Raw genomic sequence first — 15672 nt, 5'->3', positions numbered from 1 at the left:
GCGCCGCGCCCCACGACCTCGTGCGGAGCGGCGCCGTCTTCGTGATCGGCTTCCCGGAGCGGAGTGGGTATGTCCCTGGGCAGCCGCGTCCAGCGGACCGCCTGAGCGGTCCGGCACAGCGACGACCGCAGTCCGTCCGATCGGAGTGCGGGCACTCGCCGGCCCGGCGAGTGGCCTATTGCTGATCTTCGGCTCTGGTCACACCGCTCTGATGCGCCGGACCCGTGCCCCGAGCGGATTCCTCCGTCTGCGGTGCCTGATCCGCCGGTTGCTCGTCGGCAGGCGACGCGGTCGCGCCGCGGGGAGTCTCTTCCGGGTTCGGGGCCAACGGTTGCGACGTGTCGACATGTTCGTCGTGTTCCGGCCGGCCTTCCGCGGTCGAGGTGGTGCGACCCTCGTACGGCGGGACGGCCGGTTCGGCGTCGCCGGGAGGGACCGATTCCCCACCACCCGTGCCTGCGGACGCGTCGTCTGCCCCGCCGGTCTGCATTTCCTCCTGCTCGAACGACCCGGCAGGCCGATCGGCCGGTCCACCGCCGGCCGCGTCCGCTCCGGTGTCACGCGACCCCTTCGGGCCACGCTCGGATTGCGGTTCTTCCTGCAAGTGCTGTCCCGGTTCGGTGCCCATGATTCCTCCTCACCTCGACCCCATGACAGAGATGCCCGGTGCGGGCGAACCCAAACAGGGCCGTGTTCTATACAGGGCAGGGTTCTATTCGATGAGCTGACGTTGCCGGTTGGCGGCTCGCCGGATCTGAAGGATGCGCACGGCACCGGCGAGAGCGATGATCGCCGCTCCGGCAAGCGCGGCAAAGAGTAGTGCCACGCCGAGGGGGAGGGTGAAATCCCATGCGAACAGCTCGAGGGTGGCCTCGTCGAGGTTCTGCAGGATGAACACCAGCAGCAACAGCAGAACGACGATGCCTACGACCAACCCGGTCCAGATCGTGCCGGTACGGGTGCCTTTGATGCCTTTGCGGCGGGCGACGTCCTCGATCAGTCCCGCATCGGGTTCGACGGGCGCGGGCGTCGCAGGCAGCTCGGGATCCGGAGATCGACGTGATTCGGATCCGTATCCGTCGTTGGACGGCCCGTTCATGGCGGTGCTCATGCTCTCGGATACCCGCGACCGCTCGACGTACACGATGATCTGTTCAGGTGCTTTCCCCCTTCGACGACCGGAGCCCTCCGTAAAATGAGCCGGCGGACGCGGGGAGGACCTGATGCCGACACTTGTTCTGGTGATCATCGCGCTGATCGGGGCGTTCATCCATTCCCGAAGGCGCCGCCACGATGCCGGTCCGGCGACGACGATCGACATCTTCCTCGTATGGTGGCTCGCCGTCGCCGTCGGCGTCAGCTCGATCGGCGGCGCGGGATACCACCTGTTCGACGGCCCTGCGACTGCGGAACTGATCGGATACACACGCGGTGACGGCGGGTTCCAGTTCGAGAACGCGATGGGTGATCTGGCGATCGGCATCGCAGGCATCATGTGCATCTGGTTCCGCGGCTACTTCTGGCTGGCGACCCTCACCGTCATGTCCGTCCAGTACCTCGGCGACGCCGCCGGTCACTTCTACTACTGGATTGCCGAGGGCAACACCAAGCCCGGCAACATCGGCCCGCCTCTGTGGTTCGACATCATCCTCCCGGTCGTGGGGTGGGTGTTGTACGCGCTGTCACGCGCGCGGAACGGGGACGCGGCGCCGCACCGCACCTCGGTCGCGGCCTGAGGCTGCGCACCCAGCATCACCTCGTGACGGCCTGATCCTCCCCCTGCCAAGGCTTGCTCCCACCTGCACCGATGTCCCGCCACGCGGGACATCGCCGTGTCCACGGAACGGTTCCCGAGCTAGCGTCCGAGGAACACTGCGACCACCGACCTGAAACGGGAGCAGCCTCCATGCAGTCCGTCACCTGCCGCACGTGCGGCAATCGTGTCCTGGCCGAGAAGAACGGCACGTTCCACACCAACATCCAGTGGCTCACCGACGACGCGTCGCGGCCGTGTATCCGGCTCGGCTCCGACGCACCGCGCCGCACCTGTCCCGACCTGCACGACACCGTCGATGCCCTTGCCGTTTCCGGGGTCCTTCCGGTCACCGAGCGTGCAGATCCGAGACCCGCCCACATGCCCGCTGTCCGGGAGCACCCTGGCCGTCCGGATCCGCGATAGCGGACACTGGTCCCGAAGCCGACACCCGATTGGAGCAACATGACCGCAGAACACGCAGTGCTGGATCCACGCCGGATGCGCGACGTGATGGGCAACTTCTGCACGGGAGTCACCGTCATCACCGCCCTCGACGGCGACGAACCGCTCGGCTTCGCGTGCCAGTCGTTCACGTCCGTGTCGCTGGACCCGCCGCTGGTGTCGTTCTGCCCGGCCCGCACGTCGACGACATGGCCGAAGATCCGCGAGATCGGCACGTTCTCGATCAACGTCCTGTCCGCGAGCCAGCGCACCCTGTGCGCGGCGTTCGCCGTCAGCGGCGGCAACAAGTTCCGTGGCGTGGAGTGGACTCCGGGCGACAACGGCGCACCCGCCCTCGAGGGTGCGATCGCGCGGGTGGAGGCGACCATCGAGGCCGAGCACGACGCCGGTGACCACACGATCGTCGTGGCCCGCGTAACCGGCCTGACCTCGCTGCACAGCGGCGGACCGCTGCTGTTCTACCGCGGCACCTACGGTCACTTCGACGAGATGTGACCCGGTCGGCGGCCCGGCAGGAATAGCCGCCGGCGCCGCCGTGTTGTCGCTGAAGGTGTGCCCGGCTGCCGATCCCGGGCCCTGACGCGAAGGATCACCGGTGACCGTTCCCCTCTCCATCCTCGACCTGGCGCACATCGGCAAGGGCGAGACCGCGCGGGACAGCTTCGCCGCGAGCGTGCGGATGGCGCAGCTCGCCGAGAAGTGGGGCTACCGGCGCATCTGGTACGCCGAGCATCACAACATGCCGTCGATCGCGTCGTCGGCGACGAGCGTGCTGATCGCGCACATCGCGGCGCACACGTCGTCGATCCGGCTCGGCGCCGGTGGCGTCATGCTGCCGAACCATTCGCCGCTGACCATCGCCGAGCAGTTCGGCACCCTCGAGTCGCTGCATCCCGGCCGCATCGATCTGGGTCTGGGCCGCGCGCCGGGCAGCGATCAGAACACCATGCGCGCGCTGCGGCGTGATCCGTCGTCGGCGGACAGCTTCCCGCAGGACGTGCTCGAACTGCAGGGTTATCTGCGGGGGCAGAGCCGCATTCCGGGTGTCGACGCGATCCCCGGCAAGGGCACCGATGTGCCGCTCTACATTCTCGGGTCGTCCCTGTTCGGCGCGAAACTCGCCGCGCTGCTGGGTCTTCCGTACGGCTTCGCGTCCCACTTCGCGCCGCAGGCGCTCGAGGACGCGGTCGCGCTGTACCGGCGCGAGTTCCAGCCGTCCGAACAGCTCGCCGAGCCCTATGTCATCGCCGGTGTCGGGGTGATCGCCGCCGACACCACCGAGGAGGCCCGGCAACTGTTCGAGGCCACCAAACGCAACCGCGTCGTGCAGATGGTCGGCCGGGGTCGCAGCTTCACCGACCAGGAGATCGAGCTGCTACTCGACTCCCCCGCCGGCCGGCAGGTGACGCAGATGCTGCACTACACCGCCGTCGGCAACCCCACCGAGGTCCGCGAATACCTGGACGCGTTCACCGAGCGCGCCCGGGCCGACGAACTGATCGTGGTGTCGTCGGCGCCGGGCCGCACCGCCTGGCTGCGCTCCCTCGAGCTGCTCGCCGAGGTCAGCGGGCTCGTCCCCGCCTGACCCTCGTCTCTTTTCGGCTACACGAGGGCCGCGGCGAGGTGGGTGCGCCAGGACCCAGCGGCGGTGATGTCGGGAGCCGCGGACGCGGCGTCGTCGCCGCAGACGAACCCGGTCTCCCACGTGCCGTCGGCCAGCTGCACCGACCCGAGCCCCATCGGGGCGGGCAGCGCCGCCAGGAAGCGGCCGAGCGCCGCGGGTGAGCACACCCACCGCTCCCCTTCCAGCGACGCCCCGCCGTCGGCGCAGCGCACCACCGCAGGCTTCGGCGGCTGCGTGGGCAACGCGGTCATCCGGTACTCCGGTGCCGTCGAGACCGGTCCGGCCCAGCGGGCACCGAGCGCGGTGAGCTGACCGGCGAGCGGCTGGTCGTGCAGGTGCGCACCGAACACGATCAACGGAAACGCCTGCGCCCCGGCCTGTTCCGGCCACGACGGCGATGACGGGTCGCGCGGCGTCCCGGTCAGGCGTGCCGCCACGTCGGCCGCGACCGCGTCGTGCCCGGCCGGCGCGAGCACCGTCACGCCGAACTGTGCTGTGCTGCCGTCGCTTTCGACGACCTCACCGGCCGGGACCGCGACCCCGCACAGGTCGAACAGATTGCAGAAGTTCGTGTAGGTCCCCAGCCGCGAGTTGACCCCGACCGGGTCCGCCGCAACCTCGGCGATCGTCGGGTGGAACGGCGCGGTCGGCACCAGCAGCGCCGCGCAGTCACCCCACACGGTCATCGCCCGGTCTCGCAGCGCGGCGAGTTTCGCGCGGTCACGCAGCAGGTCGACGGCGGAGAACCGGGCCGCACCCCGCACGATCCCGGCGACCACCGGATCGAGCCCCGTCTCCTGGTCGCCGTAATCGGCGGCCTCGACGAACTCACCGACCGCATCCCACCGCTGCGCGACGAGCGCCCCGTCGTACAGCAGCCGGGCTGCGGCGAGGAAGTCGTCGAGGTCGATCTCGACGATCGTGAACCCGGCCGCTCGTGCCTGCTCGACGGCTGCGGCGAACGCGGCGCGCCACCGTTCGTCGAGTTCCGGAAGATCGCGGGGCACCGCGAGCGCGGCACCGGGCGCCGCGGCCAGCGGCACGTCCGCCGGCCACGACCGGCCGCCGGGGGCAGTCGCCATGATCGCGACCGCGCGTTCGGCGGACGGAAGGTCGCGGGCGAAGATCGTCACGCAGTCGTACTCGGCGCAGGCCGGCACCACCCCCGTGGTCGCGACCGCCCCGACCGTCGGTTTGATCCCGACGATCCCCTGGAACGCGGCCGGGACCCGGCCGGAACCGGCGGTGTCGGTGCCGATCGCGATGTCCACGATCCCGAGCGCGACCGCGACCGCGGACCCGGACGACGACCCGCCGGAGACGTACTCGGGCCGCCGCGCGTCGCGGACCGCCCCGTACGGGCTGCGGGTTCCGACGAGCCCGGTGGCGAACTGGTCGAGGTTGGTCTTGCCGACGACGACGGCGCCGGCCGCCCGCAGTGCCGCGACCGCGGCGGCATCGGCGTCGGGGACGTAGCTGTAGCCGGGGCAGGCGGCGGTCGTGGGCAGGCCCGCGACGTCGACGTTGTCCTTCACGGCCAGCAGGACGCCCGCGAGTTCCCCACCGCGACGCAATGATTCGGCGTACTCGGCGGTGACATCGGCTTCGTCGCGCAGGTGCACGAACACCTCGGGGCGATCCGCCTCGCGCAGTCGCGCGTAGGCCTGTGTCACACGGTCGGTCATGCTGCCGCCTTTCCGAGTCGGGTGCCGCGGGAGAGTTCGCCGTCCGCTTCCCAGCGGGCGCGTTCCTCGTCGCGGGCCGCTTCCATTGTCGCGCGAACCGCACCGATCGAGTCGGCTTCGCGCTCGAGGAACGCGAGGTGCTCGGCGAGGGAGAATTCGCCCTCGGTGATGTCGACGCGGCCGCGTCCGGCGGCGGTGTCGGCGCGCAGGTCGAGCAGTTCCTCGGCGGAGACGGGGTACCAGGAGATGCGGTCGAAGAACCGCAGCAGCCACGGGTGTTCGGGTTCGAATCCGCCTGCGCCCTCGGGGAATCGGTGGTTCCACACCTGGGTGGTGCGGCCCACGAACTGGTAGCCGCCGGGGCCTTCCATCCCGTAGATGCACAGGTAGGCGCCGCCGATGCCGACCGCGTTCTCCGGGGTCCAGGTGCGGGCCGGGTTGTATTTGGTGGTGACGAGCCGGTGCCGGGGATCGAGCGGGGTCGCCACGGGCGCACCGAGATACACGTCGCCGAGACCGAGCACGAGGTAGGACGCGTCGTACACGGTCTTGTACACGTCGTCGACCGAATCCAGGCCGTTCATGCGGCGGATGAACTCGATGTTCCACGGGCACCACGGGGCATCGGCGCGCACTCCGTGCATGTAACGTTCGGTGGCCAGTCGCGTGGACGGGTCGTCCCAGCTCAGCGGCAGCCGCACGGTGCGACTGGGGACGACGAGCCGGTCCGCGGCGGGCAGCGCCGCCTCCGTCTCGAGCACGGCACCGAGCACCGAGCGGGTGTTCGTCACCGTCGGATCGAATTTCACTTGCAGGGAACGGATTCCGGGGGTCAGATCGACGAGGCCGCGCAGCCCGGCCTGCTCGAGGGCGGTCTGCAGCGCGTGCACGCGGGCACGCAGCACCAGGTCCAGCGACATGGTGCCGTACTCGACGAGGATGTTGTCGTCGCCGCTGCGTCGCACCGTCACCGATGTGGTGCCGTCCGCGGTCGCGCCGCGGTGCAGCACACCGTCGTCGCCGTCGCCGATACCGCCGACGACGGGCACCGCCGCGCGGCGGGCGGGTCCGAACACCTTGGGCGAGGCGACGTTCGCGGCGCGCACCGGGACGAAGCGCAGCCTGTCGCCGGGAGCGAGCTGCCCCATCTTCCAGCGGTCGGCGGTGACGACGGTGACCGGGCAGACGAAGCCGCCGAGGCTCGGTCCGTCGGGGCCGAGCAGGATCGGGGTGTCGCCGGTGAAGTCGAGGGCACCGACCGTGTAGGGGGTGTCGTGGATGTTCGACGGGTGCAGGCCCGCTTCCCCGCCGTCGGGTCGCGCCCACGTGGGCTTGGGTCCGATGAGGCGGACGCCGGTGCGGTCGGAGTTGTGGTGGACGGCGTACGCGGTGCCGTAGAGGGTGTCGATGTCCTTGCGGGTGAAGAACTCCGGCGCTCCGTGCGGCCCTTCGGTGACCGCGATGGTCCAGTCGTGGCCGATCGCGGGGATCTCCTCGGCGGTGAGGCGCCGCGGCGTTCCGGTGGACGTACCGAGCGGCAGCGCGTCGCCGTCGGCGAGCACCCGCCCGGAGACGCCGCCGAACTTGCCGAGGGTGAACGTCGCCCCGGACCCGAGGTAGGGGTCGACGTCGATGCCGCCGGCGACGGCGATGTAGACGCGCAGACCTGCACCGGTGACGGCGCCGACGTCGAGGACCCCGCCCGCCGGGACGGTGACCGGTGTCCACTGCGGGACGGGACGGCCGTCGACGGTGACCGTGGCGGCCGCGCCGGTGACCGCGACCGTGGTCTCGGCGTCGAAGCGCAGGCGCGGGCCGGCCATGGTGGCCTCGAGTCCGGCGGTGCCCTCGTCGTTGCCGACCGCGAGGTTCGCGAGACGGAACGACAGGTCGTCCATCGGACCGGACGGCGGGACGCCGATCTTCCAGTAGCCGACGCGTCCGGGCCAGTCCTGGACGGTGGTGAGCGGTCCGGGACGCAGGACGGTGCAGGTCGCGCTCATGGGTCAGGCCTCCGGTCGGGTGACGATCATCTGCACGGCGGTGGGGTCGAATCCGTTGCAGGGGTTGTTGATCTGCGGGCAGTTGGACACGAGCACGAGGGTGTCGATCTCGGCGCGCAGCGCGAGCCGGCGACCGGGTGCGGACAGTCCGTCGACGATGCCGAGGGTGCCGTCCGGGTCGACCGGCACGTTCATGAAGAAGTTGACGTTGCCGACCAGATCCCGTTTGCCCAGGCCGTATTTCGCGCCCTCGGCGAGAAAGTTCTCGACGCACGCGTGCTGGTGGCGGGTGTGGTGGCCGTAGCGCAGGGTGTTCGATTCCTGCGAGCAGGCCCCGCCGATGGTGTCGTGGTTGCCGACCTCGTCGGCGACGATCGTCATCATCGGGTTGCCCTCCTGGTCGCGGATCACCGATCCGGTGGTCAGGAACAGCGAGCGCTGCGCGGTGATGGTGGCCTGGGCGCTGTAGCGGATCGTGGTGTCCGCGGCGCCGTAGAACAGGGTGTCGACGGCCTGGTTGCCGTACAGGTCGACGATGGTGAGCACGTCACCGGCGGCGACGATCGCCGACCACGGGCCGCGGGGCGCGACCGTCTCGTCGAGGATCACGGTGCCGGGGACGAGGGGTGCGGGGGCGGTGGTGGCGGTCATGCGAGATTCCCTTCGGTCGGCAGGGCGGCGGCGTGGACGTCTTCGGTGTTGCGGTGCGCGCGGTCGTATTCGGGCCCGATCTCGGCGGCGCGGGCGGCGAGTGCGGCGAGGTCGGCGGGCGCGCGCCAGGCGAGCAGTTCGATCGTGGTGGTGTCGAAGGTGGGCGATTCGTCGAGGGGGTGCGCGGTGTTCGCGACCGCGACGATCAGCGGAAGGTGGAGCAGCAGTTCGACACTCGCACCCGGTCCGGCGTTGCCGGTGGGAACCAGGGTGCCGTCCTCGTCGGCCCGCACCCCGTGGAAGAACGAGACGGTCGGGGCGACGTCGCGGGGATCGAGGCCGTGCTTGAGGGCGGCGAGGGTGAGCAGTTCCCGTCCGGCCGGGGAGCCGGAGTGCACCGAGCCGTCGCCGTAGCGGGCGGTGTTGCCGACGGCGGTGGTGGTGCCGCACAGCGCGTCGTGTCGGCCGGACGTGTCGGCGACGATCGTCGCGAGGACGCGGCCCTGGTCGTCGAGGAGGGGGTGGTCGACGCCGAGGTACGCCTGCCACGGCACCTTGACGGTGTCGGCGATGTTGAGCCGCTCCCAGGGGGCGTCGGCGCGCCAGAGCATCAGGTGGGCGCAGCCGCGGCCGTCGAGGTCGGTCAGCCGCAGCCGGGTGCCGCGGGCGAGCACCTTGGAGGTGTAGCGGCCGCCGGGCACGGTCTCGGCCCACACCAGTGCGTCGGCGTCGACTCCGGCGGGCGGGTTCGGCCAGGCGGAGGCGGGGACGATGGGCATGGGGCCGTCGTGCTGCCCGGCCTGGGAGCGGGCGTGGTCGCGGGCTGCGGTGGTGGTGGCGGTCATGGTGACTCCTGGGGAAAGCGGGCGGTCAGAGCGAGCGGACGGGGCGCGGGTGGGTCCGGCCGCGGGGGAAGCACAGGATGCCGAGGGCGACGATCGCGACGATGGAGATCGGTCCGGCCCAGCGCAGGATCGGGGTGTCGCCCGCCGGATCGAAGATCTCGGCGCGCGGCCACGACAGGTTCACGACCATCACCAGCCCGTAGAGCACGGCCAGGGCGTTGACGAGCACACCCCAGCGGCCCAGGGAGAACAGGGGGCGGCCCTCGGCGTCGGTGCCGCCGTCGCCGGAGACCCAGCCGCCGGTCAGCCGCCGGTACAGCATCGGGGCGGTCACCAGCAGGTAGGCGAGGTAGATCGCGATGATGCACACGCTGGCCAGGGTCGAGAAGATCGCCGAGTTACCGACGTTGAGCAGCAGCACCGCGACGCAGGCGAGGCCGACGACGATGGACGGGGCGATGGGGGTGCCGGTGCGGCGGTTGACGGTCGCGAGGGTCTTGGAGAACGGGAGGCGTTCGTCGCGGGCCATCGAGAACATCAGGCGGGAGGCGGCGGTCTGGATCGCGAGGGTGCAGATGAGGATCGCGATGGCGACGTCGACGAGCAGCACGGTGCCCCACGGCGAGGACAGCACGGTGTCGAGCACGTACGGCAGGCCTTCGGCGGCGAGGCGGCCGTCGGTGAGGCTGGGTGCGGCCATGAGCGCGCCGAGGATCATGAGGCCGCCGCCGAGTGCGGACACGCTCAGCGCCATGCGGATGGTGCGCGGGGCGACGCGGCGGGGGTCGCGGGTCTCCTCGGCGAGCTCGCCGGCGGAGCCGAACCCGACCATGACGTAGGCGGCCATCAGGCCGGAGGCGATCCACGCCCATCCGTAGCCGCTCTGACCTGCGTGGATGCCCGTGTCGAAGACGACCTGGGGGCCGCGCTGTGCGTGGGTGAAGAAGACGCCGATGACTGCGATGACACCGACGATCTCGCAGATGACGCCGATGGTGTTGACCCGCGCCATCCAGCGCACCCCGACGCAGTTGATCGTGGTGGTGACGACGAGCAGGACGGTGCCGAGCAGGACGGCGTTGGCGGCGCCGCTGGCCGAGGTGAGCGAGGTGTCGTCGCCGATGATCTGGAAGCCGGACCACACGGTCGGCAGCACGACCTGCAGGGCGATCGCGGCGGCGGAGGCGGTGACGATCTGCGCGAGGATCATGAACCAGCCGCCGAACCAGCCGAGCACCTCGCCGCCGAGGCGGCGGGACCACTGGTAGATCGCACCGGAGAGCGGGTAGCGGGCGGCGAGTTCGGCGAAGCACAGGGCGACGAGGAACTGGCCGGCGAACACGACGGGCCAGGTCCAGAAGAAAGCCGGTCCGGCGAACCCGAAGCCCAGGCCGAACAGCTGGAAGATCGTGGTGAGGATCGAGACGAACGAGAATCCCGCCGCGAACGAGGCGAACTTCCCGAGGGAGCGGTGGAGCTGCTGTTCGTAGCCGAATTCGGCGAGATCTACTGCGTCGCCGCCTTTTTCGGGGGGCGCCGCGGCGGGCGTCGTCAATGCCATGGTGTCCTCGATTCGCGCAACCGTCAAAACCTGTCGGGTGACAGTTTTAGGTGCGCTCATTCCTGCGCGGTGACGGCAATGTTTCGAATGGGCTACCTGTGTTGCGAACGTGTGACACGGCGTCGGTGTGTCACTATCGCTGCATGCCGACCACCACCGACCACGCGCGCCTGCGCTCCGAATTCGCCCGCGGGGCAACGTCTGAGCACATCGCGGCCGAATGGTCGCGGCTGTGCGTCGACGAACTGCGCACCGCCCTCGACGGGCGCACCGACGTTCAGGTGTGGGTCACCGGCAGCCTCGGCCGCGGCGAGGCACTGCCGGGATCCGACCTCGATGCCCTGGCCGTCACCGCGACCCCCGACGACGGTTTCGACGCCGCCGCCCTGCGCGTACCCGGGGTCATCGTCGACCCGAACGGAGCCACCCCGCTGCAACGACGACTGCGCCGCACCCCGGACGAATGGCGCGCCGCGATCACCCGTTGGGCCGCCAACCCGCTCGAGGACCGTGGCATCGTCATGATCGGACTGCTCGCCGACGCACGCCCGGTCGGTGACCGTCCCGACCCCGATCTGACCGAGGTGCTCGCCGCGGCGATACGCGCCCATCCGCGTTGCCTGAACGCGGTGCTGTCCGACGCGCTCTCCCACCGGCCGCACGTGCGTCCGGCGTTTCCGCTGGTCTCCGCCCCGAACGTCGACCTCAAGCAGGACCTGCTGACCCCCGTGCGCAAGATCGCGCGCTGGGCGGCACTCGCGGGCGGGACCGGCGGGCACGCCACCGGGGAGCGACTGACCGCGGCCCGGCCCGGCGAGTACCTCGAGGCCGACGAGATCGCCGACCTGCAGCGTTGCCACCACGAGATCCTCGACATCGTCACGCGCCGCGCCCTCTCCGGCCCCGGCATCGACGGCCCCGAGCCCCTGACCGGGTTTCGTCCCTCCGAGCGCGCCACCATCCGGTGGGTCTCGCGCACGGTCGCGGGCATCCAGCGCGTCCTCGACTATCGACTGTCCGCGTCGTCGTTCACCCGACCGGACGGGCCGTGAACGCCGAGTACGCCGTCGCGCAGGCGATACACGCGCAGGAACTCGAAGGGTGGCGACCCGACGACGACGCCCGCGCCGCCCTCACCGCGTTCGCGACCGGGGTGCTGGGGCGCGGCGAGTACATCGCCGCCGCGGTCGCGGCGGCACGCGCGCTCGACCCGAGCGAGCAGCGACCCCGACTGCTGCGCCGCTACCGCCCCTACTACGTGCGCGGAACATCCGTGCTGCGCAACGGAATCGGACTCGCCAATCCGGCCGCGCTGGCGGAGGCCGAGCATCGCGTGTGCGCGGCGCGGATCGCCGAGATCCACCTGGGGGCGATCGTGCCGGACGTTCCGCTCGTCGCGTCGATCCACCAGCACCTGTTCGGCGACGTCTATCCGTGGGCCGGGCAGCAGCGCATCGTCGACCTGCGCAAGGCCGACGCGAGGTTCCTGCCGGTTCCGCATCTCGCAGCGCGCACGGCGGCACTCGAGGCCGGCGCCGCCACCCTCTGCCCCACCGAATTCACCTCGGCCGCAGCCGCCATCGTTGCGGATCTCGTTGCGGTGCACCCGTTCCGGGAGGGGAACGGCCGCACCGCGACGACGCTGCTCGCCGTCCTCGCCCGCCGCGCCGGGCTGCCGTTCGACCTGCGCCGCATCGACCGCACCGCGTGGATGGATGCCTCGCGGGCGGCAATGGCCGCCGCGGACAGCGAGCACCGGGTCCCCGCCGCACCGTTCGTGCCGATCGTCGAACGAGTGGTCGGGATGTGGCAGAGTGAGTCAGCGTGACCGGACCCGGACGACCGCGCCTCGTGGAGAGCCGACGCCCCGGCGCGTCGGGCCGCGAGGAAATCCTCGATGCCGCAGGCGAATTGTTCGTCACGCGGGGTTTCGCCGCGACCTCGACCCGCGCGATCGCCGACTCGGTGGGGATCCGGCAGGCGTCGCTCTACCACCACTTCCCCACCAAGGAATCGATTCTCGCGGCGCTGCTCGATTCGACGGTCGAGCCGTCGCTGCGGTACGCGCGCACCCTCGCCGAGCTGGGCGGCGATCCCGCGTTGTTGTTGTGGGCCCTGACGGCGGGCGACTCGTGGAATCTACTGACGGACCGGTCCAATCTGGGCCGGCTGTACCTGATTCCGGAGGCCGATGCGCCGGGACTGTCCGCATTCCACGCCAAACGCCGCGAATTGCACGGCATCTACCGGACTCTCGCAGCGCAGGTCGTCGCGGACCCTAAGGATCCGCGGTGCGCCCTGCCGGTGCGGGTCACCGAATCGGTGATCGCGATCCGCGCCGACGACCCGACGATCGCGGCCCCCGCCGACGGCCCGCTGCCGGCGTCGGCGGGACTCGTCGCCGACAGCGCGCTGCGCATCCTGGGCATCGAACCGACCGACACACTCCGGGCGGCCGGCACCGAACTGGTGGCCGCCCATCGCCACGCCGCCCCATCCCCGGGCGACGACCGGCCGGAGTGAAGGTCTCCGTCACTCGGTCGGACAAACCTGCTCCTCACCGTCGGGCCGCCGGTCAGAGCCCGACGGCAGCGTAGGCCGGGGAAACCCGGCGATCACCTTTCTCGCCCGTCGAGTGCGCGCCGCCCCGCCACTCTTGCGGTGGACGCCCGGCTCCGGCACCGCGCTGCGCCGCATCCCAGATCGCGCGTCCGGTCTGACGGAGCAGGGAGACGATCTCGGTCGAGCGCATCTGTTCAGTGGGGCCCCATACGCTCAGCGCGGTCGTCGCGTAGCCGGGAGGACCGATCTGGACCGCGTAGGCGACGGAATCCCGCACGATGCTGCCGCGGCTGACACACACTCCGCGTTCACGGATCTCACGCAGTTCCCTGCGCAGGTCCGCCGCCGAACCGGAGTTCGGCCGCGGCGAACCCAGGTTGCCGGGAAGGTGATCGAGGAGCTCGTCCTCGGGAAGGCACGCGAGGAGCATCCTGCCCGCCGCCGTCAGGTGGGCGGGCTGGGTGATGCCGGGACGGCGAGGCGCCGCCCAATCCGTCCAGATTCCCTCGGTGTAGACGATGTCGGAGCCGGAAAGCGTCGCGAGGTACACGCTGGCACCGGTGGCTCTGCCGAGCCGGTTCATGTACGGCAACGCGACCCGGTGCACGGCGTCCTTGTCGAGCGCATGACTGCCGATGTCGAACAGCCGCATTCCGACGCGGTACTCGAAGCCGGTCCGGTCGAGCGCGCCCAACTCCGACAGACGCGTGAGCAACCGGTGCACGGACGAGCGCGGCACACCGGTTCGACGCGAGACCTGCGCCAGCGTCAAGGATTCACCACCCGAGAAGGCCTCGAGTACGGACATGATGCGATCGACCATGGCAATGGGTGACTCGGCACGATTCGACGACTGCAAGACAACCTCCAACGTGGCACAAACTGCCTTGATTGGCAGATTATGCCACCATGTGACTACACTCACAACAGTGCAGTCGAGATCACTCCGGCGCACCCGTCGCGAAGCCCGGACCGCCTACCGCCGGCGAGGACACGGGAGAATTCACATCGATCACCCAGATCCCGTCGTCGACGATCACGAGAAAGGCGCGCCATGCCGAAGAGACGAGCGAGCACTCTGGCCGAGCGCCGGTATGCCGACGTGCGGTTTGCGATAGCGACGGCTGCTCGGGACTTGTTCCTCGAGAACAACTCGACCTCCGTGACCGTCGACGCCATCGCACAGCAGGCGGGGGTGTCGGTACGGACCTTCCACCGCCACTTCGCAGCGAAGGAAGACGTCGTGTCCCCCTTGTTCGAACGGTCCGCCGAGAGCCTGGTCGAGCAGTTCGATGCCTGCCCCGGCGGCAACGACGTCGTCGCCGTGATCGTGGGTGCGCTCACCGCCGAACTCGCCGACGACGCCGGCGGCTGGCGTGAACTGCTCCAGCTCGTCATGGCCTCACCCGAGTACCGCCTCCGCTGGGAATACACCGAGGACCGGCTCATCGACAGTCTCGCCGGCCTGCTCGCCCGCGCCTCGATCTACGCCGACGACCGCTTCCTTCGCCGCCTCGTCGCCCAGATGATCTTCACCGCCTCCCGCGCGGCATACATGGAGTGGCTCTTCGGTGCCGAGCAGCCTCGCATCGAGGACCTGCGCGCCCTCCACATCCATGCCTTGACACCGTTGATCGAAGGGTGGCGTCCCCGCCGCGTCTGACGGTTCACCCCTGCAGACGATTCGTCGGGTCAGCGCTGCGTGCTGCCCGCATCCACCGGAAGCGCCACCGACGTGATGTACCGGGCTTCGTCCGAGGCCAGGAACAGCGACGCGTTGGCGACGTCCACGGGTTCGACCCACGGGATCGGCAGCATGTTCATCGTCCTGGCGGCCTCGGCGAACTCGTCGAGCGTGGGCTCGTCCCTGTCGGGTCGGAACACCTTGCGCACCGAGGGATTCTGGATCATCGTCGTGTTCACGTTGGTCGGATGCACCGTGTTCACACGGATCCCGTACTGCGCGACCTCCCCCGACAGGGCCCGCATCAGGCCGACCACGCCGTGCTTGGCCGCGGTGTAGTGGGACACTCCGACCAAACCCCTTAGTCCCGCAATGGAACTGGTGATGACGATCGATCCTCCCCCACGTGCGATCAGGTGCTCCACCGTCGCGGTGCAGGTGTGCCACACCCCGGTCAGGTTCACGTCGAGCATCGTCTGCCATGCCGTGTCGTCGAGCTCGAGGGAGGGTGCCGACGACGTGATTCCCGCTGTCGCACAGACGATATCGATTCCCCCGAACGCCTCCACGCCGCGATCTGCCACCTCCCGCAGCGCCTCGAGGTCGCGCACGTCCGCGATGTACGGATCGGCCTTGCGACCGAGAGCCCGCACCTGCGACACGGTTTCCTCGAGATCTTCCCGCGTCGACGGTGGAGTCGACACCGTCTCGGTCGGTCCACACAGATCGACGGCAACGATGTCGGCGCCTTCCTGTGCGAAGCGCACGGCCTGTGCACGTCCGATGCCCCGGGCCGCGCCCGTGATCAGCGCGACCTTGCCGTCCAAACGTCCACTCAT

17 protein-coding genes are annotated in these 15672 nt (G+C 70.2%); 8 read left to right on the top strand and 9 right to left on the bottom strand.

Annotated features, from left to right (window positions below; translation table 11 throughout):
• Positions 1-175 precede the first annotated feature (175 nt).
• Both ACWDUD_RS04375 and ACWDUD_RS04370 read right to left on the bottom strand, forming a co-directional pair.
• On the bottom strand, positions 176-628 hold the full coding sequence (locus ACWDUD_RS04375) for a hypothetical protein (RefSeq protein WP_197252065.1): 453 nt from the start codon (positions 626-628) through the stop codon (positions 176-178).
• 84 nt (positions 629-712) lie between these two features.
• Positions 713-1111 (bottom strand): lipopolysaccharide assembly protein LapA domain-containing protein, encoded by a 399-nt coding sequence (locus ACWDUD_RS04370; RefSeq protein ID WP_450108441.1) that lies wholly within the window; start codon positions 1109-1111, stop codon positions 713-715.
• Between the two features lie 112 nt (positions 1112-1223).
• Here ACWDUD_RS04370 and ACWDUD_RS04365 point away from each other — a divergent pair, with 112 nt between their 5' ends.
• The 4 genes from ACWDUD_RS04365 to ACWDUD_RS04350 all read left to right on the top strand — a co-directional run bounded on the left by ACWDUD_RS04365 (position 1224) and on the right by ACWDUD_RS04350 (position 3803).
• On the top strand, positions 1224-1736 hold the full coding sequence (locus ACWDUD_RS04365; protein WP_450108440.1) for a DUF6790 family protein: 513 nt from the start codon (positions 1224-1226) through the stop codon (positions 1734-1736).
• Between the two features lie 170 nt (positions 1737-1906).
• Positions 1907-2179 carry a hypothetical protein gene (locus ACWDUD_RS04360; RefSeq protein ID WP_450108439.1) on the top strand — a complete coding sequence of 91 codons (273 nt, stop codon included), beginning with the start codon at positions 1907-1909 and terminating at the stop codon, positions 2177-2179.
• Between the two features lie 39 nt (positions 2180-2218).
• Positions 2219-2713, top strand: a complete 495-nt coding sequence (locus ACWDUD_RS04355) for a flavin reductase family protein (protein ID WP_197252083.1) — start codon at positions 2219-2221, stop codon at positions 2711-2713.
• A 100-nt stretch (positions 2714-2813) separates the two neighbouring features.
• Positions 2814-3803 (top strand): LLM class flavin-dependent oxidoreductase, encoded by a 990-nt coding sequence (locus tag ACWDUD_RS04350; protein WP_450108438.1) that lies wholly within the window; start codon positions 2814-2816, stop codon positions 3801-3803.
• A 17-nt stretch (positions 3804-3820) separates the two neighbouring features.
• On the opposite strand, the gene atzF is transcribed toward ACWDUD_RS04350, so the two are convergent.
• From atzF to ACWDUD_RS04325, 5 genes are read right to left on the bottom strand one after another with little or no spacing between them, the layout of a single operon-like run.
• Positions 3821-5527 (bottom strand): allophanate hydrolase, encoded by a 1707-nt coding sequence (gene atzF / locus ACWDUD_RS04345; protein WP_450108437.1) that lies wholly within the window; start codon positions 5525-5527, stop codon positions 3821-3823.
• Entirely contained in the window at positions 5524-7530 is a 2007-nt protein-coding gene (locus ACWDUD_RS04340) for a 5-oxoprolinase/urea amidolyase family protein (protein ID WP_197252067.1), read from the bottom strand. Before ACWDUD_RS04340 ends, atzF begins: the two co-directional genes overlap by 4 nt.
• Positions 7531-7533: 3 nt before the next feature.
• A complete protein-coding gene (locus ACWDUD_RS04335) occupies positions 7534-8181 on the bottom strand; it encodes an urea amidolyase associated protein UAAP2 (protein ID WP_197252068.1) in 648 nt (215 codons plus the stop codon).
• Positions 8178-9026, bottom strand: a complete 849-nt coding sequence (locus ACWDUD_RS04330; RefSeq protein ID WP_450108436.1) for an urea amidolyase associated protein UAAP1 — start codon at positions 9024-9026, stop codon at positions 8178-8180. Before ACWDUD_RS04330 ends, ACWDUD_RS04335 begins: the two co-directional genes overlap by 4 nt.
• A 25-nt stretch (positions 9027-9051) precedes the next feature.
• Positions 9052-10587: an amino acid permease gene (locus ACWDUD_RS04325; RefSeq protein WP_450108435.1), complete on the bottom strand. Its 1536-nt coding sequence runs from the start codon at positions 10585-10587 to the stop codon at positions 9052-9054.
• A gap of 143 nt (positions 10588-10730) precedes the next feature.
• On the opposite strand from ACWDUD_RS04325, the gene ACWDUD_RS04320 reads away from it, so the two are divergent.
• Genes ACWDUD_RS04320 through ACWDUD_RS04310 form a run of 3 tightly spaced genes read left to right on the top strand, consistent with a single transcriptional unit; the run spans position 10731 to position 13110 of the window.
• The gene (locus tag ACWDUD_RS04320) at positions 10731-11639 is read left to right on the top strand and encodes a putative nucleotidyltransferase substrate binding domain-containing protein (protein WP_450108434.1); all 909 of its coding nucleotides are present in this window, start codon (positions 10731-10733) and stop codon (positions 11637-11639) included.
• Positions 11636-12415: a Fic family protein gene (locus ACWDUD_RS04315; RefSeq protein WP_450108433.1), complete on the top strand. Its 780-nt coding sequence runs from the start codon at positions 11636-11638 to the stop codon at positions 12413-12415. Before ACWDUD_RS04320 ends, ACWDUD_RS04315 begins: the two co-directional genes overlap by 4 nt.
• Positions 12412-13110, top strand: a complete 699-nt coding sequence (locus ACWDUD_RS04310) for a TetR/AcrR family transcriptional regulator (protein ID WP_450108432.1) — start codon at positions 12412-12414, stop codon at positions 13108-13110. The genes ACWDUD_RS04315 and ACWDUD_RS04310 overlap by 4 nt, the downstream gene beginning before the upstream one ends.
• Before the next feature lie 52 nt (positions 13111-13162).
• Here the strand turns inward: ACWDUD_RS04310 and ACWDUD_RS04305 are convergent, their stop codons facing one another.
• Positions 13163-13957, bottom strand: a complete 795-nt coding sequence (locus tag ACWDUD_RS04305; RefSeq protein ID WP_450108431.1) for an IclR family transcriptional regulator — start codon at positions 13955-13957, stop codon at positions 13163-13165.
• Positions 13958-14203: 246 nt separating this feature from the next.
• On the opposite strand from ACWDUD_RS04305, the gene ACWDUD_RS04300 reads away from it, so the two are divergent.
• A complete protein-coding gene (locus tag ACWDUD_RS04300) occupies positions 14204-14812 on the top strand; it encodes a TetR/AcrR family transcriptional regulator (RefSeq protein ID WP_450108430.1) in 609 nt (202 codons plus the stop codon).
• Positions 14813-14841: 29 nt separating this feature from the next.
• On the opposite strand, the gene ACWDUD_RS04295 is transcribed toward ACWDUD_RS04300, so the two are convergent.
• Complete coding sequence (locus ACWDUD_RS04295) at positions 14842-15672, bottom strand: mycofactocin-coupled SDR family oxidoreductase (RefSeq protein ID WP_248672884.1); 831 nt, start codon at positions 15670-15672, stop codon at positions 14842-14844.

The sequence above is a fragment of the Rhodococcus sp. NPDC003382 genome (assembly GCF_053589135.1).
The sequence above is the reverse complement of the archived record's forward strand: the minus strand, read 5'-3'. Positions and strand labels throughout refer to the sequence as shown.